General features: G+C 60.3%; 19 protein-coding genes and 1 other RNA gene. 16 read left to right on the plus strand and 4 right to left on the minus strand.

The annotated features are described in order from the left end of the window. The first annotated feature begins 60 nt into the window (after nucleotides 1-60). Together ATI02_RS00215 and ATI02_RS00220 are read left to right on the plus strand one after the other, a co-directional pair. Nucleotides 61-678: a glutathione S-transferase N-terminal domain-containing protein gene (locus tag ATI02_RS00215; protein WP_007961620.1), complete on the plus strand. Its 618-nt coding sequence runs from the start codon at nucleotides 61-63 to the stop codon at nucleotides 676-678. Nucleotides 679-694: 16 nt separating this feature from the next. After that, nucleotides 695-1,108 (plus strand): ClpXP protease specificity-enhancing factor, encoded by a 414-nt coding sequence (locus ATI02_RS00220; protein ID WP_016985146.1) that lies wholly within the window; start codon nucleotides 695-697, stop codon nucleotides 1,106-1,108. Between the two features lie 57 nt (nucleotides 1,109-1,165). On the opposite strand, the gene ATI02_RS00225 is transcribed toward ATI02_RS00220, so the two are convergent. From ATI02_RS00225 to ATI02_RS00240, 4 genes are all read right to left on the minus strand, one after another. Continuing rightward, nucleotides 1,166-1,744 (minus strand): BON domain-containing protein, encoded by a 579-nt coding sequence (locus tag ATI02_RS00225; RefSeq protein WP_100845126.1) that lies wholly within the window; start codon nucleotides 1,742-1,744, stop codon nucleotides 1,166-1,168. Beyond that, nucleotides 1,741-2,334 (minus strand): phosphoheptose isomerase, encoded by a 594-nt coding sequence (locus ATI02_RS00230; RefSeq protein WP_095190820.1) that lies wholly within the window; start codon nucleotides 2,332-2,334, stop codon nucleotides 1,741-1,743. Before ATI02_RS00230 ends, ATI02_RS00225 begins: the two co-directional genes overlap by 4 nt. Nucleotides 2,335-2,435: 101 nt before the next feature. Continuing rightward, nucleotides 2,436-2,798 carry a YraN family protein gene (locus tag ATI02_RS00235; protein ID WP_095190819.1) on the minus strand — a complete coding sequence of 121 codons (363 nt, stop codon included), beginning with the start codon at nucleotides 2,796-2,798 and terminating at the stop codon, nucleotides 2,436-2,438. Continuing rightward, nucleotides 2,798-4,609: a penicillin-binding protein activator gene (locus ATI02_RS00240; protein WP_100845127.1), complete on the minus strand. Its 1,812-nt coding sequence runs from the start codon at nucleotides 4,607-4,609 to the stop codon at nucleotides 2,798-2,800. Before ATI02_RS00240 ends, ATI02_RS00235 begins: the two co-directional genes overlap by 1 nt. Nucleotides 4,610-4,786: 177 nt before the next feature. On the opposite strand from ATI02_RS00240, the gene rsmI reads away from it, so the two are divergent. From rsmI to ATI02_RS00310, 14 genes are all read left to right on the plus strand, one after another. Then, nucleotides 4,787-5,692, plus strand: coding sequence for a 16S rRNA (cytidine(1402)-2'-O)-methyltransferase (gene rsmI / locus ATI02_RS00245; protein WP_095190817.1), 906 nt, complete (start codon nucleotides 4,787-4,789; stop codon nucleotides 5,690-5,692). A gap of 73 nt (nucleotides 5,693-5,765) precedes the next feature. Next, nucleotides 5,766-6,119: RNase P RNA component class A (gene rnpB / locus ATI02_RS00250), an RNA gene on the plus strand. Between the two features lie 402 nt (nucleotides 6,120-6,521). Then, entirely contained in the window at nucleotides 6,522-6,977 is a 456-nt protein-coding gene (mraZ, locus tag ATI02_RS00255) for a division/cell wall cluster transcriptional repressor MraZ (protein WP_042560992.1), read from the plus strand. Beyond that, nucleotides 6,974-7,921, plus strand: a complete 948-nt coding sequence (gene rsmH, locus ATI02_RS00260; RefSeq protein ID WP_167394859.1) for a 16S rRNA (cytosine(1402)-N(4))-methyltransferase RsmH — start codon at nucleotides 6,974-6,976, stop codon at nucleotides 7,919-7,921. The genes mraZ and rsmH overlap by 4 nt, the downstream gene beginning before the upstream one ends. Continuing rightward, the gene (gene ftsL, locus ATI02_RS00265; RefSeq protein WP_095190816.1) at nucleotides 7,918-8,211 is read left to right on the plus strand and encodes a cell division protein FtsL; all 294 of its coding nucleotides are present in this window, start codon (nucleotides 7,918-7,920) and stop codon (nucleotides 8,209-8,211) included. Before rsmH ends, ftsL begins: the two co-directional genes overlap by 4 nt. Beyond that, nucleotides 8,211-9,950, plus strand: coding sequence for a peptidoglycan D,D-transpeptidase FtsI family protein (locus ATI02_RS00270; protein ID WP_170947305.1), 1,740 nt, complete (start codon nucleotides 8,211-8,213; stop codon nucleotides 9,948-9,950). The genes ftsL and ATI02_RS00270 overlap by 1 nt, the downstream gene beginning before the upstream one ends. After that, entirely contained in the window at nucleotides 9,950-11,413 is a 1,464-nt protein-coding gene (locus ATI02_RS00275) for a UDP-N-acetylmuramoyl-L-alanyl-D-glutamate--2,6-diaminopimelate ligase (RefSeq protein ID WP_100845128.1), read from the plus strand. Before ATI02_RS00270 ends, ATI02_RS00275 begins: the two co-directional genes overlap by 1 nt. Beyond that, nucleotides 11,406-12,773, plus strand: coding sequence for a UDP-N-acetylmuramoyl-tripeptide--D-alanyl-D-alanine ligase (locus ATI02_RS00280; protein WP_100845129.1), 1,368 nt, complete (start codon nucleotides 11,406-11,408; stop codon nucleotides 12,771-12,773). Before ATI02_RS00275 ends, ATI02_RS00280 begins: the two co-directional genes overlap by 8 nt. Continuing rightward, nucleotides 12,773-13,855: a phospho-N-acetylmuramoyl-pentapeptide-transferase gene (mraY, locus tag ATI02_RS00285; RefSeq protein WP_100845130.1), complete on the plus strand. Its 1,083-nt coding sequence runs from the start codon at nucleotides 12,773-12,775 to the stop codon at nucleotides 13,853-13,855. Before ATI02_RS00280 ends, mraY begins: the two co-directional genes overlap by 1 nt. 5 nt (nucleotides 13,856-13,860) lie before the next feature. Beyond that, the gene (gene murD, locus ATI02_RS00290) at nucleotides 13,861-15,207 is read left to right on the plus strand and encodes a UDP-N-acetylmuramoyl-L-alanine--D-glutamate ligase (RefSeq protein ID WP_100845131.1); all 1,347 of its coding nucleotides are present in this window, start codon (nucleotides 13,861-13,863) and stop codon (nucleotides 15,205-15,207) included. After that, nucleotides 15,204-16,421, plus strand: a complete 1,218-nt coding sequence (gene ftsW, locus ATI02_RS00295; RefSeq protein ID WP_047303079.1) for a putative lipid II flippase FtsW — start codon at nucleotides 15,204-15,206, stop codon at nucleotides 16,419-16,421. The genes murD and ftsW overlap by 4 nt, the downstream gene beginning before the upstream one ends. Next, nucleotides 16,411-17,481, plus strand: a complete 1,071-nt coding sequence (gene murG / locus ATI02_RS00300) for an undecaprenyldiphospho-muramoylpentapeptide beta-N-acetylglucosaminyltransferase (protein ID WP_100845132.1) — start codon at nucleotides 16,411-16,413, stop codon at nucleotides 17,479-17,481. The genes ftsW and murG overlap by 11 nt, the downstream gene beginning before the upstream one ends. Continuing rightward, on the plus strand, nucleotides 17,474-18,934 hold the full coding sequence (gene murC, locus ATI02_RS00305; protein WP_095190809.1) for a UDP-N-acetylmuramate--L-alanine ligase: 1,461 nt from the start codon (nucleotides 17,474-17,476) through the stop codon (nucleotides 18,932-18,934). The genes murG and murC overlap by 8 nt, the downstream gene beginning before the upstream one ends. Continuing rightward, on the plus strand, nucleotides 18,931-19,905 hold the full coding sequence (locus ATI02_RS00310; RefSeq protein WP_100845133.1) for a D-alanine--D-alanine ligase: 975 nt from the start codon (nucleotides 18,931-18,933) through the stop codon (nucleotides 19,903-19,905). The genes murC and ATI02_RS00310 overlap by 4 nt, the downstream gene beginning before the upstream one ends. The last annotated feature ends 4 nt before the right edge of the window (nucleotides 19,906-19,909 follow it).

Here is a 19,909-nt window from a genome sequence, read left to right on the forward strand (position 1 = left end):
GCCCTCTGGGCGCGCGCGTTTTTCCGGTTCCGATAATTTCAACAAGCGAGGAGGATCGCCATGGGCGTGACCAATCGGTTGGCCTGTTACTCCGACCCCGCCGACCACTATTCCCACCGAGTGCGCATCGTGCTTGCAGAGAAGGGTGTCAGCGCCGAAATCATTTACGTGGAAGCTGGTCGCCAGCCGCCTAAACTGATTGAGGTGAACCCTTACGGAAGCCTGCCCACGCTGGTCGATCGCGACTTGGCGTTGTGGGAGTCGACCGTGGTGATGGAATATCTGGATGAGCGTTACCCGCACCCGCCGTTGATGCCGGTTTATCCGGTGGCGCGTGCCAACAGTCGTCTGCTGATTCACCGTATTCAGCGCGACTGGTGTGGTCTGGTGGATCTGATTCTTGATCCGAAGTCCAAAGAGGCCGCGCGAGTCGTGGCGCGCAAGGAATTGCGTGAAAGCCTGACGGGCGTGTCGCCGCTGTTTGCCGACAAGCCGTTTTTCCTCAGTGAGGAACAAAGTCTGGTGGATTGCTGCCTATTGCCAATACTCTGGCGTTTGCCGATTCTGGGTATTGAACTGCCGCGGCCGGCCAAGCCGCTGCTTGATTATATGGAGCGCCAGTTTGCGCGTGAGGCTTTCCAGGCGAGTCTGTCTGGTGTCGAACGCGATATGCGCTAAGGCTTAAGGAGCCGCTATGAACTCCAGTCGACCTTATCTGGTCCGCGCGCTCTACGAGTGGATTGTGGATAACGATTGCACCCCGCACATGCTGGTCAATTCCGAATACCCGGCGGTGCAAGTGCCACAGGGTTTTGCCAGCGACGGGCAGATTGTCCTGAACATCTCGCCTAGTGCCGTGCGCCACTTGCATATGGACAACGACGTGGTGACCTTCGAAGGTCGCTTCGGTGGTGTTCCGCACAGTCTGTACGTGCCGATCAGCGCGATCCTGGGTATTTATGCCCGGGAGAACGGTCAGGGCATGGTGTTCGATATCGAGTCGCCGATGGATGACGAAGACGATATCGAACCGGATGATGATCTGCCGCCACCGGACAGCGAGCCACCGCGCCCAAGCGGCCGGCCAAGTCTGAAAGTGGTGAAATAAAAAAAAGGCGATCCTGATGGATCGCCTTTTTTATTGCCTTATCCTGCATGGGTGTCGTCAGTCGATGTATTCGAACAGCTTCACAATCTTCTGCACACCAGAAATGCCCTGAACCAGGTTGGTTGCCTGAGTGGCTTCCTGCTTGGTCAGCAGGCCCAGCAGATAGACAATACCGTTCTCGGTCACGACCTTGATGCGCGAGCCGGGAATGCTGGCGTCGGTGAGCATCTGGGTCTTGATCTTGGTGGTCAGCCACGCGTCGTTCTGGCGGGCCAGCAGGGAGGAGGGCTGCAGCACTTGCAGTTCGTTGTGTACCTTCTTCACGCGCTGAACGTTGGCAGCGGCCTGTTCGGCCTTGGCCTTGAGGTCTTCACGGGGCGTCTGGCCAGCCAGTAGGACGACACCGTTGAAGCTGGTGACGACGATGTGCGAATCATTGTCCAGCGCCGGGTCGGCTTTGGCCACGTTCACGCCCACTTTGGTTTCGATCAGCGAGTCGTCGATCTTGCTGCCGAAGGTGCGGGTGCCGCGGTCGTCTTCAATCGGCGCTTCGCGGCTGGCATTTACCACCGAGGTGCAGCCGCTGATACCAAGGCACAGGGTCAAGGCCAGAAGGCCTAGGCGATTAGAGGTCATTCTTCACTCCCGAACAGTTGGCTGTCGATCAGATCGCAGAGGCAATGGATCACCAGCAAGTGGACTTCCTGAATACGTGCAGTGACGTTGGCCGGTACGCGAATTTCGACGTCCTCGGGCAACAGCAGCGACGCCATGCCGCCGCCATCGCGTCCAGTCAAAGCTACGACAATCATTTCGCGATCATGTGCGGCCTGGATCGCTTGAATAATGTTCGCCGAGTTACCGCTGGTCGAAATCGCCAGCAATACATCGCCCGGCTGGCCGAGCGCGCGTATCTGCTTGGAGAACACTTCGTTGTAGCTGTAGTCATTGGCGATCGAGGTGATCGTCGAGGTGTCGGTGGTCAGGGCGAGAGCGGGCAGGCTTGGGCGCTCGCGCTCAAAACGATTGAGCAGCTCGGAGGAAAAGTGCTGGGCGTCGCCGGCCGAGCCGCCGTTGCCGCACGAAAGCATTTTGCCTTCGTTGAGCAGGGCATTGACCATGATCTGGCTGGCTTGCTCGATGTGCGGTGCAAGTACGTCCATCGCCTGTTGCTTGGTGTCGATACTGGCCTGGAAAAGCTGGCGAATTCGGGATTGCATGTCCATCTGTGTGACCTTAAGTAGCGCGGCTGTTCGGCACGTGAATGTGCAGCCCGCAAAGCAAAGAGCAAAATTTGTCGGATGAAAAAGTCCGGATTGGCAGCAGATCAACTGTCGAAAGCATTCTGCAACCAGTTCAGCTGACTCGGGTGGCTGTCGATGGCCACCACGTCGAAGCGGCAGGGGGAATTGGCCCAACGCGACTCGCGCTGAAGAAAATACTGCGCAGCGAAAATCAGTTTCTGCTGCTTGCGCTCATTGATGCTAGCGAGCGCGCCACCCCATTGAGTGTTTTTTCTGTAGCGAACTTCAACGAATACTACTGTATCGCCATCAAGCATGACCAGATCAAGCTCGCCGCGTTTGCATAACCAGTTCTGCGCCAGCAGGCGCAGACCTTGTTTCTGCAGATGCTCGAGCGCTTGGCGCTCGGCATCTTTACCGCTTTGCGAGCGTGACCTGTCGGGCATCAGCGCGGGGTATCCGGCAGACGCTGAATCTGACCGCTGACAAACTGCGCCCAAGGCAACTGGCGTACAACACGCTGGGTCTGGGTCATGCCGAGGCTACCCGACTGACCTTCGATGCGGCTGTCCGGCAGGGCTTTGAGTTGGCCCAGACGCGGTGCCAGACGGTAAGCGTCGACGCCCATGGCGTACAGGCGGCCAAGGCTGCCGGCAGCTTGTGGCCACTGTGCCGTGACTTGCTGGCGCAACGGATCATTGGCTTCCAGCAACCACGGGGTTTCGCAGAAGCGGATGCCGTTCATGTCGTTGTACTGGTTCACGTCGCCGCTGGCGCTGTAAACGTGCGAGGTCGCATAAACGGGTACGTCGCCGGCGTACTGGAAGTTCAGAGTCGGCTTGATCTGCTGTGCTTGTTGTGGCGTTGCAGCAAGGAAGATGAATTCGATGTCCTGGCGACGCGAAGGCTGTGCGGCGACATTGGTGCCGGCAGCGTTTTGCAGGCTCTTGGCGCGGGCTTCACTCTGGCGCAGCTGGAACATGTCGGCGATTTGTTGCGCCAGTTGCACGGGCTGATCAACACGTTCGGTGGCAACGATGCTGCCGCCATTGGCTTGCCAGTCCTGGCTGAAGGCGCGCAGCACGCGGTCGCCCCATTCGCCTTTCGGCACCATGATGGCTGCGCGGTGCAGGCCATCGGCGCGGGCGCGACGGGAGACTTCACGGGCTTCGTCTTCAGCTGCCAGGCCAAACTGGAACAACTGCGCCGGGCCTTGATCGCCTTCGCTGTAGTTCAGCGCCAGCGTGGTGATCGGCAGTTGCGGGCGGGTGCTCAATTGCTTGACCAGGGGTTTTTCCAGTGGGCCGACAACCAGTTGCACACCGTCAGCCTGGGCCTTGCGGTAGAGCTCGTCCATCGAAGTCAGTTTCGAGCTGTCATAGAACACGATGGCTGGCGGCTTTTGCCCAGCCTGTTGGGCCTGATAGTGCGCAGCCATGAAGCCTTCACGCAGCGCTTTACCGACCGCAGCCAGCTGGCCGTCTTGTGGCAGCAGCAAGGCGATTTTGCTCAGCGGCTGGCTGGCCAGTTCCTTGAGTTTGGTCAGCGGTAGCGGCAGGTTGATGGCGGCCGGGTGTTTTGGGTTCTGCGCGCGCCAGGTATCGATCGCGGCTTGCTGTTGTTCCAGCGTGCCAGCGGTTTTCACGGCTTGTGCCAAAGCCATCCAGCCGCCGAGGTCGTCGGTGGTGTTTGGTTGCAATTGGTCAGTTGGCAGGGAGGCGATCAAGGTCCAGATCGCTTCATGGTTCTTGCTCGCGGCTTCGCCTTGCAGCATCGGCGCAATGAAGATGCGCTCGCGGGCTGCCGCCAGCGTCTGGCCATCGGCTTCCAGGGCACGGGCGTGCACGGTGCCGGTGCGAACCTGTTGCTCTTGCGGCATCTCACCCAGTTTTTGCAGGCTTGGGTGGCTCAGGGCGGTCAGCGCGGCTTTCGGCTGATTGCGGGTCATGGCCAGTTCGGCGGCCAGGGTGTTGGCGAAAATCTGCTGCCCCGGCTTGAGTTGCTCGATGGGCACCTGTTGCAGGATTTGCGCGGACTGCCCGGCATTGCCCTGGCGATAAGCCAGATCTGCTGCGCTCAAGCGCAACAGGGCGGCTTTTTCCGGGGTTTTAGCCTGGCTAGCCTGTTCGAGCAGTTGCTCGATGCTGGCATCCGGAGTCCGTGGAAGTTCGCCAAGGCTGGAGGAAGGGGAGCTGGCGCAAGCCGCCAACAAGGCAGCGAGGCAGAGGGCAGTGAACAGCCGCAGGCAAGCGATCATGTAAGTGTTCCTGATACTCGATCAAATTAGCGTGGAATTGTACCCAAGCACTGGCCGGGGCGCGATGTTACTGGCGTGAATCGGTCAATTTAGCTGGAGTAAATGTTGCGGAGCCGCACAACTGCGCGCAAAACCATGGGCGGGCAGAGCGCATCGCAAGCCTCGTGACGCGTTACAATGCTGGCTTTTACCGATCATGAGGTGTGCGCTTTGACTGCTCCAGGTCCTTTGAATTCCGCTGCTGGCTCGCTTTATGTGGTGGCGACGCCCATCGGCAACCTGGACGACATCAGTGCCCGGGCACTGAAAATCCTTCGGGAGGTGGCGCTGATCGCTGCCGAAGACACGCGTCACTCCCAGCGACTGATGCAGCACTTCGGTATTTCCACGCCGTTGGCTGCTTGCCATGAGCATAACGAAAGAGATGAAGGTAGCCGTTTTATTACCCGTTTGCTGGCGGGTGACAACGTCGCACTGATTTCCGATGCCGGTACGCCGCTGATTTCCGATCCGGGCTATCACCTGGTCCGTCAGGCCCGTGCCGCCGGAATCAACGTGGTGCCGGTGCCTGGCGCCTGTGCCTTGATCGCCGCGTTGTCGGCGGCGGGGCTGCCTTCTGATCGCTTTATCTTTGAAGGTTTCCTGCCGGCCAAGTCGGTCGGGCGCAAGGCGCGCCTGGAAGCGGTCAAAGAAGAACCGCGCACGCTGATCTTCTACGAAGCGCCGCATCGAATTCTTGAATGCCTGCAGGATATGGAGGCGGTATTCGGTGGTGAGCGCCAGGCTTTGCTGGCTCGGGAGATAACCAAAACCTTCGAAACGCTCAAGGGCCTGCCCTTGGCCGAACTGCGTGCGTTCGTCGAGTCCGACAGCAATCAACAGCGCGGTGAGTGCGTGGTATTGGTCGCAGGCTGGACGGCGCCTGAGTCCGAAGACGCCGTCAGCAGCGAGGCGATGCGCATCCTCAATCTGTTGCTTGAAGAGATGCCGCTCAAGCGTGCCGCAGCGCTCGCAGCGCAGATTACCGGTGAGCGCAAAAACGTGCTGTATCAGGTCGCGCTGGATAAGCAGAAAGACGTGTAAGCCGTCGCCCATAGCGGTCTTGAGGCTTTTAGCGCTTGTTCTTCGGCCGCTCTGCCGTTAACCTTCGCGGCGGAGAGTCGATCGGACAGTCGCTGCCCTCTATGAAAATTAGGGGGGGGAGGAAAGTCCGGGCTCCATAGGGCGAAGTGCCAGGTAATGCCTGGGAGGCGTGAGCCTACGGAAAGTGCCACAGAAAATAACCGCCTAAGCGCTTCGGCGCCGGTAAGGGTGAAAAGGTGCGGTAAGAGCGCACCGCACGTCTGGCAACAGTTCGTGGCTAGGTAAACCCCACTTGGAGCAAGACCAAATAGGGTCCCAAGGCGTGGCCCGCGCTGGGACCGGGTAGGTTGCTAAAGATGTCCAGTGATGGCCATCGTAGACGAATGACTGTTCAAGACAGAACCCGGCTTACAGATCGACTCTCCACCTTTTTCTTTCCCTGCTGGAATCTGTGGCACCAGGGCTGTGTATGATCAGCAGGCCTGCGCTGAAAGTTCGGCAGCGGCAAATGCAGTAATAGCCATTTCCCACCTTGCTTCAATCAACAGCAGAAGCGCTTTTGTAATACCGAAAAAATCTTACTCTTAACAAATTACTTTAACTTTCGAGCGCAGCTTTCAGTGCTGCATCAAGTTATTGGTCAGTTGGCACCGCCAGATTCTCGTTACACCTCCTTTTATGCTCCTAAATCTCCGTTCTGTAAGGGTTTTCCTTTAATCCGCGCCTTGACGGTGTGGTGGGCGCATTCCTATAGTGTGCGCAAGTGGCGGAAAGTGGCACGAAGTGGGTTTTTTGAGCTCAAAACGATAAAAATTGGAGAAACGCTGAAGTGTTTCGCGGAGCTAACGCTATCAGTCTCGATGCAAAGGGCCGTCTCGCTATGCCGAGCCGGTACCGTGACGAGCTCGATTCGCGTAGTTCCGGCCAATTGATCGTCACCATTGATGCCGTTGATCCTTGTCTTTGTGTTTATCCGCTCGACGAGTGGGAAATTATTGAAACCAAGTTGCGCGCGCTTCCTTCGCTTCGCGAAGAGAACCGTCGCCTGCAGCGTTTATTGATTGGTAATGCCGTCGACCTCGAACTCGATGGCAGTGGTCGTTTTCTGGTTCCACCGCGTCTGCGCGAATACGCCAAGCTTGATAAGAAAGCGATGCTGGTGGGCCAACTGAACAAGTTCCAATTGTGGGACGAGGATGCATGGAACGCGGTATCTGCCGCTGACCTTGCTGCCATTCAACAACCGGGCGCGATGCCTGATGAACTGCGTGATTTGATCCTGTGACTATTGATAGCGGCTTTAACCACATCACCGTACTGCTTGACGAAGCCGTCGAGGCTCTCGCCGTACGCCCTGATGGCTGCTATCTGGATGGCACGTTCGGGCGCGGTGGGCACAGTCGGTTGATCCTCAGCCAGCTTGGAACCGACGGTCGACTCATCGGTTTCGACAAAGATCCACAAGCGATTGCCACCGGGCAAACGCTAGCGGCCGAAGACGGCCGCTTTGTCGTTGTGCAGCGCAGCTTTGCCGAACTCGGTTCGGAAGTCGCCGAACGCGGTCTGGCCGGCAAGGTCAGCGGCATCCTGCTCGACCTCGGCGTGTCTTCGCCGCAGCTCGACGACGCTGAGCGCGGTTTCAGTTTCCTCAACGACGGCCCGCTGGACATGCGCATGGACCCGTCCCGTGGCATCAGCGCTGCCGAGTTCGTCAACACCGCGCCGGTGGAAGAAATCGCCCGGGTGTTCAAGGAATACGGTGAGGAACGTTTCTCAGGGCGCATGGCTCGCGCCGTCGCCGAGCGTCGCGATATCACCCCTTTCGAGCGCACCGCTGATCTGGCTGAAGTGTTGAAAGTCGCCAACCCGGCGTGGGAAAAGGGCAAGAACCCGGCCACCCGTGCGTTCCAGGGTTTACGCATTCACGTCAACAACGAACTGGGTGATCTGGAAGCCGGCCTCGAAGCCGCGCTGGAAGCTCTGGAAGTTGGCGGCCGTTTGGTGGTGATCAGCTTCCACTCGCTGGAAGACCGCATCGTCAAACTGTTCATGCGCAAGCTGGTGAAAGGCGAAGCCGACAACCTGCCGCGCAACCTGCCGGTTCGCCACGTGGCGTTCGAACCGAAAATCAAAGTCCATGGCAAAGCGCAGACGGCCTCCGACGCCGAACTCAAGGCCAACCCACGTTCCCGTAGCGCCGTCATGCGCGTCGCGGAGAAGCTGCGGTGAGCAAGCTTTTCGCCAAGCCACTGCCCGGCGGCAGCTTTTTCATGCTGCTGCTGTTTGTCGCCGTGCTCGTGTCGGCCATTGGCGTGTCTTATAGCGCGCACTGGAACCGCCAGTTGCTCAACAATCTTTATAACGAACTCAGCGTGCGCGACAAGGCGCAGGCCGAGTGGGGTCGCCTGATTCTCGAGCAAAGCACCTGGACCGCGCACAGCCGGATCGAAGTGCTGGCCACCGAACAACTGAAGATGAAAATCCCGGGCGCGGCTGACGTGAAGATGGTGGCGCCATGATGAAACTCGAAGGCGCACTGTTCCCATGGCGCTTCCGCCTGATGGTCGCGCTGCTTGGCGTGATGGTTGCGGCGATCTGCTGGCGCATCATTGACCTGCAAGTGGTTGACCGTGACTTCCTTAAAGGTCAGGGCGACGCGCGCAGTCTGCGTCATATCCCGATTCCGGCGCACCGCGGTCTGATCACCGACCGTAACGGCGAGCCTTTGGCCGTCAGTACGCCGGTGACCACGCTGTGGGCCAACGCCAAGGAAATGCAGACCGCCAAAGAGAAGTGGCCAGCACTGGCCGCCGCGCTGGGGCAGGACCCGAAAGCCCTGAGTGAGCGCCTCGAAGCGCAAGCCAACAAAGAATTCATTTATCTGGTGCGCGGGCTGACTCCCGAGCAGGGCCAGTCCGTGCTCGACCTTAAAGTGCCGGGCGTTTATGGCATCGAAGAATTCCGCCGCTTCTATCCGGCCGGTGAAGTCACGGCGCACATGGTCGGCTTTACCGACATCGACGACCACGGTCGCGAAGGCGTCGAACTTGCTTACGACGAGTGGCTCGCTGGCGTACCCGGCAAGCGGCAGGTCATCAAGGATCGGCGCGGTCGGCTGATCAAGGATGTTCAGGTCACCAAAAACGCCAAGGCCGGTAAGCCCTTGGCGTTGTCCATTGACCTGCGTCTGCAATATCTGGCCAACCGTGAACTGCGTAACGCGATCATCGAGAACGGCGCCAAGGCTGGTAGCCTGGTGATCATGGACGTGAAGACCGGCGAGATCCTCGCCATGGTCAACCAGCCGACCTACAACCCGAACAACCGTCGCAACCTGCAACCGGCGATGATGCGTAACCGCGCGATGATCGACGTGTTCGAACCGGGTTCGACCATGAAAGCCATCTCGATGGCCGCCGCGATCGAAACCGGACGCTGGAAACCAAGCGACACCGTCGAGGTTTATCCAGGCACGCTGCAGATCGGCAAATACACCATCAAGGACGTTTCGAGGTCTGAAGGCCCGGTGCTGGACCTGACCGGCATCCTGATCAATTCCAGTAACGTCGGCATGAGCAAGGTCGCGTTCGATATCGGCGGCGAAACCATTTTCCGCCTCGCGCAGAAGGTCGGTCTGGGCCAGGACACCGGCCTCGGCTTCCCGGGTGAACGTGTCGGCAACTTGCCGAACTACCGCGATTGGCGCAAGGCTGAAACCGCGACGCTGTCCTACGGCTACGGTATTTCCGTGACCGCGATTCAACTGGTTCACGCGTTTTCGGCCCTGGCCAACAACGGTCGTCTCGCGCCGTTGACCTTGATCAAAACCGACAAGGCACCGCAGACCACTCAGGTGCTGCCGGAAGCCGTTGCGAAAACCATGCAAGGCATGTTGACCCAAGTGATCGAGGCTCCGCGCGGCGTGTTCCGCGCGCAGGTGCCGGCGTATCACGTGGCCGGCAAGTCGGGTACTGCGCGCAAGACTTCGGTGGGTACCAAGGGTTACGCCGAAAACTCGTACCGCTCGCTGTTCGCCGGTTTCGGCCCGATGAGCGATCCGCGTTACGCGATTGTTGTAGTGATCGATGAACCGTCCAAGGCCGGTTACTTCGGTGGTCTGGTATCGGCGCCGGTATTCAGCCGTGTGATGTCTGGAACCTTGCGCCTGATGAACGTGACCCCGGACAACCTGCCGACCACACAACAGGCCAACGCCACCCCGGTCATTCCGCTGAAAGCCAATGGAGGGCGCGGCTGATGTCATTAAGTCTGAACAAAATATTCCCCCACGCCGGCCACGATCTGTTGATCCGTGAATTGGCGCTGGACAGCCGCAACGTACGCGCAGGTGATTTGTTCCTCGCGGTGCCGGGCGGCAAATTCGATGGCCGTGCGCACATTGCTGATGCATTGGCGCGCGGCGCTGCCGCGGTGGCGTATGAAGTGGAAGGCGCCACCGTGCTGCCTATCACTGATGTGCCGTTGATTCCGGTCAAGGGGCTCGCGGCGCAGTTGTCAGATATCGCCGGGCGTTTTTACGGCGAACCAAGCCATCATCTGAATTTGATCGGCGTCACCGGCACCAACGGTAAAACCAGCGTGACCCAACTGGTCGCGCAGGCATTGGATCTGCTCGGCCAGCATTGCGGCATTGTCGGCACCCTTGGTTCCGGCTTCTATGGCGCACTGCAAAGCGGTCTGCACACCACGCCCAATCCAATTGCCGTACAGGCGACTCTGGGCGACCTGAAAAAGGCCGGCGCGAAAGCCGTGGCCATGGAAGTCTCGTCCCATGGTCTGGATCAGGGCCGGGTGACCGCGCTGGCGTTCGACGTGGCGGTGATGACCAACCTGTCCCGCGATCATCTGGATTATCACGGCACCATGGAGGCTTACGCCGAGGCCAAGGCCAAGCTGTTCGCCTGGAATGATTTGAAGTGCCGCGTGGTCAACCTCGACGACGATTTCGGCCGGCAACTGGCCGCCGATAAACGTGAGTCGCGCTTGATCACCTACAGCCTGCTCGACAGCAGTGCTTACCTGTTCTGCCGCGAGGCGCAGTTCGACGACCACGGCGTGCGCGCCACGCTGGTGACGCCGCAGGGCGAACATCATCTGCGCAGCACCTTGCTCGGGCGCTTTAACCTGAGCAACGTACTGGCCGCCGTCGGCGCCTTGCTCGGTCTGGACTACGCGCTCGACGAAATTCTCAAGGTCCTGCCGAAACTCGAAGGCCCGGCCGGACGCATGCAGCGTCTTGGCGGAAGCACTCAGCCGCTGGTGGTGGTTGATTACGCCCACACACCGGATGCGCTGGAAAAAGTCCTGACGGCATTGCGCCCACACGTCAAAGGTCAGTTGCTGTGCCTGTTCGGCTGCGGCGGTGATCGCGATCGTGGCAAACGTCCGCTGATGGCCGAAGTGGTCGAGCGACTGGCTGATCAAGTGCTGGTCACCGATGACAATCCGCGCACTGAAGACCCGGCCGTTATTTTCGATGACATCCGCGCCGGTTTTACCGCTGTGGATAAAGTCACTTTCGTCGCTGGCCGTGGTCTGGCCATCGCGCAATTGATTGCCGGCGCTTCGGCCGATGACGTGATCGTCCTGGCCGGCAAAGGTCACGAGGACTATCAGGAAATCAACGGTGAGCGCCATGCCTTCTCCGATCTGGTCGAAGCCGATCACGCGCTGACCGCTTGGGAGGTGGCCCATGCTTAAGGCCCTCAAACTGAGCGAATTGACCAACGCACTCGACGCACGTTTGATCACTGCCGATGCCAGTTTCGACGGCGTCAGCATCGACAGCCGCGCGATCCAGCCGGGCCAGCTGTTTATTGCCCTGACCGGCCCGCGTTTCGACGGTCACGATTACCTGAATGACGTCGCCGGCAAAGGCGCCGTGGCGGCGCTGGTCGAGCGTGAAGTCGCCGACAGCACCTTGCCGCAATTGCTGGTCAAGGACACCCGTCAGGCCCTGGGCCAGCTGGGTGCCTTGAACCGCGCAGCCTTTACTCAGCCAGTGGCAGCGATCACCGGTTCCAGCGGCAAGACCACCGTCAAGGAAATGCTCGCGAGCATCCTGCGCACGCGCGGTCCGGTGCTGGCGACTCGGGGCAATCTGAACAACGACCTCGGCGCGCCACTGACTCTGCTCGAACTGGCCCCGGAACACACAGCGGCCGTGATTGAGCTGGGTGCCTCGCGTCTGGGCGAAATCGCCTACACCGTCGGGCTGACCAAGCCGCACGTGGCGATCTTGAACAATGCCGGTACCGCTCACGTCGGTGAGTTTGGCGGGCCGGAAAAAATCGTCGAAGCCAAGGGCGAAATCATCGATGGGCTGGCGGCGGATGGCGTTGCCGTGCTCAATCTTGATGACAAGGCCTTCGGTATCTGGAAGACCCGCGCTGCCGCTCGCAAAGTGCTGACGTTCGCCCTGAGCAATCCTCAGGCGGATTTCTACGCCAGCGATCTGAGCACCGATGCGCGTGGTTGCCCGGCCTTCAATCTGCACACACCTGAAGGTGTCGAATACGTTCAACTGAACCTGCTCGGCACCCACAACGTTGCCAATGCCATGGCCGCTGCCGCCGCCGCTCACGCCCTCGGCGTGTCGCTGTTCGGCATCGCCACCGGGCTTGGCGCCGTGCAACCGGTCAAGGGTCGCACCGTCGCGCAACTGGCGAAAAACGGAATGCGCGTGATCGATGACACTTACAACGCAAACCCCACCTCAATGTGTGCGGCCGTTGATATACTCGCCGGCTTTTCCGGCCGCACCGTCCTGGTGCTCGGAGATATCGGCGAGTTGGGCGATTGGGCGGAGCAGGGGCACCGCGACGTGGGCGAGTACGCCCGGGGCAAGGTTTCCGCGCTTTATGCCGTTGGGCCGAACATGGTTCACGCCGTAAACGCTTTCGGCGAACAGGCGCATCACTTCGGCACGCAAGCCGAACTGATCCAGGCCCTCGACGCCGAGCAGGACACAAACACCACCATTTTGATCAAGGGTTCGCGCAGTGCAGCGATGGAAAACATCGTTGCAGCTCTGTGCGGGTCCAGTCTGGAGAAACATTAATGCTGCTGCTGCTAGCGGAGTATCTGCAACAGTTCTACAAAGGCTTCGCGGTCTTCCAGTACCTGACCCTGCGCGGGATCCTCGGTGTGCTGACCGCGCTGGTTTTGTCGCTGTGCTATGGCCCGTGGATGATCCGCACTTTGCAGAACCGGCAGATCGGTCAATCCGTGCGTAACGACGGCCCGCAATCGCACCTGTCCAAGTCGGGTACACCGACCATGGGCGGCGCACTGATTCTGTCTTCGATCGGCGTCAGCACCTTGCTCTGGGCTGATCTGAGCAACCGTTATGTCTGGACCGTGCTGCTGGTGACCCTGCTGTTCGGCGCCATCGGTTGGGTCGACGATTACCGTAAAGTCATCGAGAAGAACTCCCGTGGCCTGCCGAGCCGCTGGAAGTATTTCTGGCAATCGGTGTTTGGCCTCGGCGCGGCGATCTTCCTTTATATGACTGCTGCTACTCCGGTGGAAACCACACTGATCCTGCCGATGCTCAAGGACTACAGCATTCCGCTGGGCTTTGGCTTCATTGTGCTGACTTACTTCGTGATCGTCGGTTCGAGCAACGCGGTCAACCTGACTGACGGCCTCGACGGTCTGGCGATCATGCCAACCGTGATGGTCGGCGGTGGCCTGGGCATTTTCTGCTACCTGTCGGGTAACGTGAAATTCGCCGAATACCTGCTGATTCCTTATGTACCGGGTGCGGGTGAACTGATCGTGTTCTGCGGTGCGCTGATCGGTGCCGGTCTGGGCTTCCTCTGGTTTAACACCTACCCGGCCCAAGTCTTCATGGGCGACGTCGGTGCACTGGCACTCGGCGCAGCCCTGGGCACCATCGCGGTGATCGTCCGCCAGGAAATCGTCCTGTTCATCATGGGCGGTGTGTTCGTGATGGAAACCCTGTCAGTCGTCATTCAGGTTGCGTCCTTTAAGCTGACCGGTCGCCGTGTATTCCGCATGGCACCGATACACCACCACTTTGAACTCAAGGGCTGGCCCGAGCCGCGCGTGATCGTCCGTTTCTGGATCATCACCGTGATTCTCGTGTTGATCGGCCTTGCCACCCTGAAGCTGAGGTAGAACGAGTGTCTCTGATCGCTTCTGACCACTTCCGCATCGTTGTCGGCCTCGGCAAGAGCGGCATGTCCCTGGTTCGCTTCCTGGCGAACCGGGGCACGTCGTTTGCCGTGGCAGACACGCGGGAAAATCCACCGGAACTGGCCACGCTCAAGCGTGACTATCCGCACGTGGAAGTGCGTTGTGGCGAGCTGGACGTCGAATTTCTGTGCCGTGCCGATGAGCTCTACGTGAGCCCCGGCCTGGCGCTGGCGACCCCGGCCCTGCAAGCCGCTGCGGCCCGTGGCGTGAAACTGTCCGGTGACATCGAGCTGTTCGCGCGTAACGCGAAGGCGCCGATTGTGGCCATCAGTGGTTCCAACGCGAAAAGCACCGTCACCACCCTGGTCGGCGAGATGGCGGCTGCGGCCGGCAAACGCGTGGCGGTGGGCGGCAATCTCGGTACCCCGGCGCTGGATCTGCTCAGCGACGACGTCGAGTTGTACGTGATGGAGTTGTCGAGCTTTCAGCTGGAAACCACCGATCAGCTCAACGCTGAAGTGGCGACCGTGCTGAACATCAGCGAAGACCACATGGATCGCTACAGCGGTCTGCCGGCGTACCACCTGGCCAAGCACCGGATCTTCCGTGGTGCGAAGCAGTTCGTGGTCAACCGTCAGGACGCGCTGACCCGGCCGCTGATGGGCGAGGGCCAGCCGTGCTGGACCTTCGGTTTGAGCAAGCCTGATTTCAAGGCATTCGGTATCCGTGAGGAAGATGGCGAGAAGTATCTGGCCTTCGAATTCCAGAACCTGATGCCGGTACGCGAGCTGAAAATTCGTGGCGCGCACAACCAGTCCAACGCACTGGCGGCGCTGGCGCTCGGCCATGCGGTCGGCCTGCCGTTCGACGCGATGCTGGCGGCCCTGCGCACCTTCGCCGGTCTCGAACATCGCTGCCAGTGGGTGCGTGATCTGGACGGCGTCGCTTACTACAACGATTCCAAAGCCACCAACGTTGGCGCCGCACTGGCGGCCATCGAAGGCCTGGGTGCGGACATCGACGGCAAGGTCATTCTGATCGCCGGTGGTGATGGCAAAGGTGCCGAGTTCAACGACCTGCGTGATCCGGTGGCAGCCAACTGCCGCGCCGTGATCCTGATGGGCCGCGACTCCGACAAGATCGGCGCGGCCATCGGCGATGGCGTGCCACTGATTCGCGCAACCTCCCTGGTTGATGCTGTCGCGCAATGCCGCGCTGCCGCCCAACCGGGTGACGTGGTGCTGCTGTCGCCGGCCTGTGCCAGTTTCGACATGTTCAAGAATTACGAAGACCGTGGTCACCAGTTCGTCCGCGCCGTGGAGGAATTGGCATGAACCTGAGAAATATCATCAAGCCGTACCCGTCGCCGCTGATTACCGGACGCGGCATCGATCTCGACTTCCCGATGCTCGCCGGTTGCCTGGCGCTGCTCGGCCTGGGTCTGATCATGATCGCTTCGGCCTCCACCGAAGTGGCGGCCGCGCAGTCGGGCAGTCCGCTGTATTACATGATCCGCCACCTTATCTATGTGGTGCTGGGATTGGGCGCGTGCATCATCACCATGATGATTCCGATCGCCACCTGGCAACGTCTCGGCTGGTTGATGCTGCTCGGTGCATTTGGCCTGCTGATCATGGTGATCATCCCGGGGATCGGCCGTGAGGTTAACGGTTCGATGCGCTGGATCGGTTTCAGCTTCTTCAACGTGCAGCCGTCGGAGATCGCCAAGGTATTCGTGGTGATTTACCTCGCCGGTTATCTGGTGCGTCGCCAGAAAGAAGTGCGCGAGAGCTGGATGGGTTTCTTCAAGCCGTTCATCGTGCTGCTGCCAATGGCCGGCCTGTTGCTGATGGAGCCGGACTTCGGCGCCACCGTAGTGATGATGGGCGCCGCGGCGGCGATGCTGTTCCTTGGCGGGGTCGGCCTGTTCCGCTTCTCGCTGATGGTGGTGCTGGCGGTCGGGGCCGTGGTGTTGTTGATTCAGATGCAGCCGTATCGAATGGCGCGTCTGACCAACTTCGCTGACCCGTGGGCGGACCAGTTCGGTGCCGGTTACCAGTTGTCGCAAGCCTTGATCGCGTTTGGTCGCGGTGAATGGCTGGGCGTGGGCCTGGGCAACAGCGTGCAGAAGCAGTTCTACCTGCCGGAAGCGCACACCGATTTCGTGTTCTCGGTATTGGCCGAAGAGCTCGGCGCCGTGGGCTCGCTGTGCACCGTGGCGCTGTTCGTGTTCGTGTGTATTCGCGGCATGTACATCGGCTTGTGGGCCGAGAAGGCCAAACAGTTTTTTGCCGCGTATGTGGCTTACGGCCTGTCGTTCCTGTGGATTGGTCAGTTCCTGATCAACATCGGTGTGAACGTCGGCCTGCTGCCAACCAAGGGTCTGACCTTGCCGTTCCTCAGTTATGGCGGCAGTTCGTTGGTGATCTGCTGTGCCTGTCTTGGCTTGTTGCTGAGGATCGAGTGGGAGAGTCGAACCCACCTGGGCAGTGAAGAGATGGAATTCCATGAGAGCGACTTCGCTGAGGAGCCGAATCATGGACGCTAACGTATTGATCATGGCCGGCGGAACCGGCGGCCACGTATTCCCTGCACTGGCTTGTGCCCGCGAGTTTCAGGCACGCGGCTACACCGTGCACTGGCTCGGCACGCCACGCGGAATCGAAAACGAGCTGGTTCCGGCCGCCGGGCTGCAATTGCACCGAATCAACGCCACCGGCCTGCGCGGCAAGGGCAAGCTGTCGCTGCTCAAAGCGCCGTTCATGCTGCTCAAATCGGTATGGCAGGCGCGGGCGATCATTCGTCGTCTGAAACCGGTGTGCGTGGTCGGCTTCGGTGGTTATGTGACTGGGCCCGGTGGCCTCGCCGCGAAACTGGCCGGTGTGCCCGTGATCGTTCACGAGCAGAACGCTGTCGCCGGCACCGCCAATCGGTTGCTGGTGCCGTTCGCCGCCCGAGTGTGTGAAGCGTTCCCCGACACCTTTACTCTGTCGGACAGCCGCCGTACCACCGGCAATCCGGTGCGCAGCGAGCTGTTCCTCGACACATTGCGACCTGCTCTGGCAGGGCGCAAAGCGCGTTTGCTGATCCTGGGCGGAAGCCTGGGCGCAGAACCGTTGAACAAATTGCTGCCTGAAGCCCTGGCCCAAGTCGCTGCCGATTTGCGTCCGGAAGTGTTTCATCAGGCCGGCAAAAACCACGATGAAGTGACTGCAGAGCGCTACCGCGCCGCCGGCGTGGAAGCGCAGGTGCAGCCATTCATCAAAGACATGGCCCAGGCCTATGGCTGGGCTGACCTGGTGGTGTGCCGTGCAGGCGCGTTGACCATCAGTGAGCTGGCTGCCGCCGGTCTGCCCTCGATGCTGGTGCCTTTGCCCCACGCGATCGACGATCACCAGACCCGCAACGCCGATTATTTGGCCCGTGAAGGCGCAGCCTTCCTGATGCCGCAAAGAACGACTGGTGCCGCGGACCTTGCCGCGCGCCTGACAGAGGTCTTGATGCAACCGCAACGACTCGAAGAAATGGCCCAAGCGGCCCGCCGTCTGGCGAAACCCGATGCCACCCGTAGCGTGGTCGATACCTGTCTGGAGGTGGTCCATGGTTGAGAATCAGAAAGCCATGCCGCAACCGGAAATGCGCCGCATCCGTCGCATCCACTTCGTCGGTATCGGCGGCGTGGGCATGTGCGGCATCGCCGAGGTGTTGTTGAACCTGGGCTATGAAGTGTCCGGTTCCGACCTGAAAGCTTCGCCGGTGACCGAGCGTCTTGAGTCGTTCGGCGCGAAAATATTTATCGGCCACCGCGCCGAAAACGCTGCTGCCGCCGATGTGCTGGTGGTGTCGAGTGCCGTCAACACCTCCAACCCGGAAGTTGCGACCGCGCTGGAACGCCGCATCCCGGTGGTGCCGCGTGCCGAAATGCTGGCTGAGCTGATGCGCTATCGCCACGGCATCGCCGTCGCCGGTACCCACGGCAAAACCACCACCACCAGCTTGATCGCTTCGGTGTTCGCCGCTGGTGGTCTCGATCCGACCTTCGTCATCGGTGGCCGCCTGAATGCCGCGGGCACCAATGCCCAACTCGGCACCAGCCGTTACCTGATCGCCGAAGCCGACGAGAGCGATGCGAGTTTCCTGCATCTGCAACCGTTGGTGGCCGTGGTCACCAACATCGACGCCGACCACATGGCGACCTACGACGGTGACTTCAACAAACTGAAGAAAACCTTCGTCGAGTTCCTGCACAACCTGCCGTTCTACGGTTTGGCGGTGATGTGCCTGGACGATCCGGTGGTGCGCGAAATCCTGCCGCTGGTCAAACGCCCGACTGTGACCTACGGCTTCAGCGAAGACGCCGACGTGCGCGCGATCAATGTGCGTCAGCAAGGCATGCAGACGTTCTTCACGGTGCTGCGTCCTGACCGCGAGCCGCTGGAAGTCTCGGTGAACATGCCCGGCAACCACAACGTGCTCAATTCCCTGGCGACCATCTGCATCGCCACTGACGAAGGCGTCAGCGATGAAGCCATCGTTCAGGGCCTGTCGGGCTTCCAGGGTGTCGGTCGACGCTTCCAGGTCTACGGCGAACTGCCGGTGGACGGCGGCCACGTGATGTTGGTCGACGACTACGGTCATCACCCGACCGAAGTCGCCGCCGTGATCAAAGCCGTACGCGGTGGCTGGCCGGAGCGTCGTCTGGTGATGGTGTATCAGCCGCACCGTTACAGCCGCACCCGCGACCTGTACGACGACTTCGTCAATGTACTGGCCGACGCCAACGTGCTGCTGCTGATGGAAGTCTACCCGGCCGGCGAAGAGCCAATCCCGGGTGCCGACAGCCGCAAGCTGTGCAACAGCATCCGTCAGCGCGGTCAGCTCGATCCGATCTACATCGAGCGTGGCGTTGATCTGGCGCCGCTGGTCAAGCCGCTGCTGCGTGCCGGCGACATTCTGCTGTGCCAGGGCGCCGGTGATATCGGCGGTCTCGCGCCGAAGTTGTTGAAAAGTGAATTGTTCGCTGGCGCCGTGGCGGCGTCGGTCGAGGGGAAGTTGAAATGACTGCTGCCTACGCCAAGCTGTTTTCCACTATCGCGCCGAAAGACTTCGGCCGCGTCGCCGTGCTCTTTGGCGGTCTGAGTGCCGAGCGTGAGGTTTCGCTGAAATCCGGTAACGCCGTGCTCGAGGCGCTGCAAAGCGCTGGCGTGGACGCGTTCGGCATCGACGTTGGCGATGATTTTCTGCAGCGTCTGCTCAGCGAAAAAATCGACCGCGCTTTCATCATCCTCCACGGTCGTGGCGGTGAAGACGGCAGCATGCAGGGCCTGCTCGAATGCGCGGGTATCCCGTATACCGGCAGCGGCATTCTCGCTTCGGCACTGGCGATGGACAAACTGCGCACCAAACAGGTCTGGCACAGCCTCGGGATTCCGACGCCGCGTCACGCCGTGTTGTGCAGCGAAGCCGATTGTATTTCGGCAGCGACGGAACTGGGCTTCCCTTTGATCGTCAAACCGGCGCATGAAGGTTCAAGTATCGGGATGGCCAAAGTGAGTTCTGCGTCCGAGTTGATCGACGCATGGAAAGCGGCCAGTACCTACGATTCGCAAGTCTTGGTTGAGCAATGGATTCAAGGTCCGGAGTTCACCATCGCCACCCTGCGTGACCAGGTGTTGCCTCCAATCGCCCTGGGTACACCGCACACGTTCTACGACTACGACGCCAAGTACATCGCCAACGATACCCAGTACCGCATTCCGTGCGGCCTGGACGCGGACAAAGAACAGGAACTCATGGATCTCACGGCCAAGGCCTGTGAGGCGCTGGGTATCGCCGGTTGGGGCAGGGCGGACGTGATGCAGGACGCCGACGGGCAGTTCTGGTTCCTGGAAGTGAACACTGCACCGGGCATGACCGATCACAGTCTGGTGCCGATGGCGGCCCGTGCGGCCGGTCTGGATTTCCAGCAACTGGTGCTGGCCATTCTGGCCGCCAGTGTTGAAGGCGCGGTAACCCAAGAGGCGCGAGGTTAAGACC

The sequence above is a fragment of the Pseudomonas baetica genome, from assembly GCF_002813455.1.
GTDB lineage: Bacteria > Pseudomonadota > Gammaproteobacteria > Pseudomonadales > Pseudomonadaceae > Aquipseudomonas > Aquipseudomonas baetica.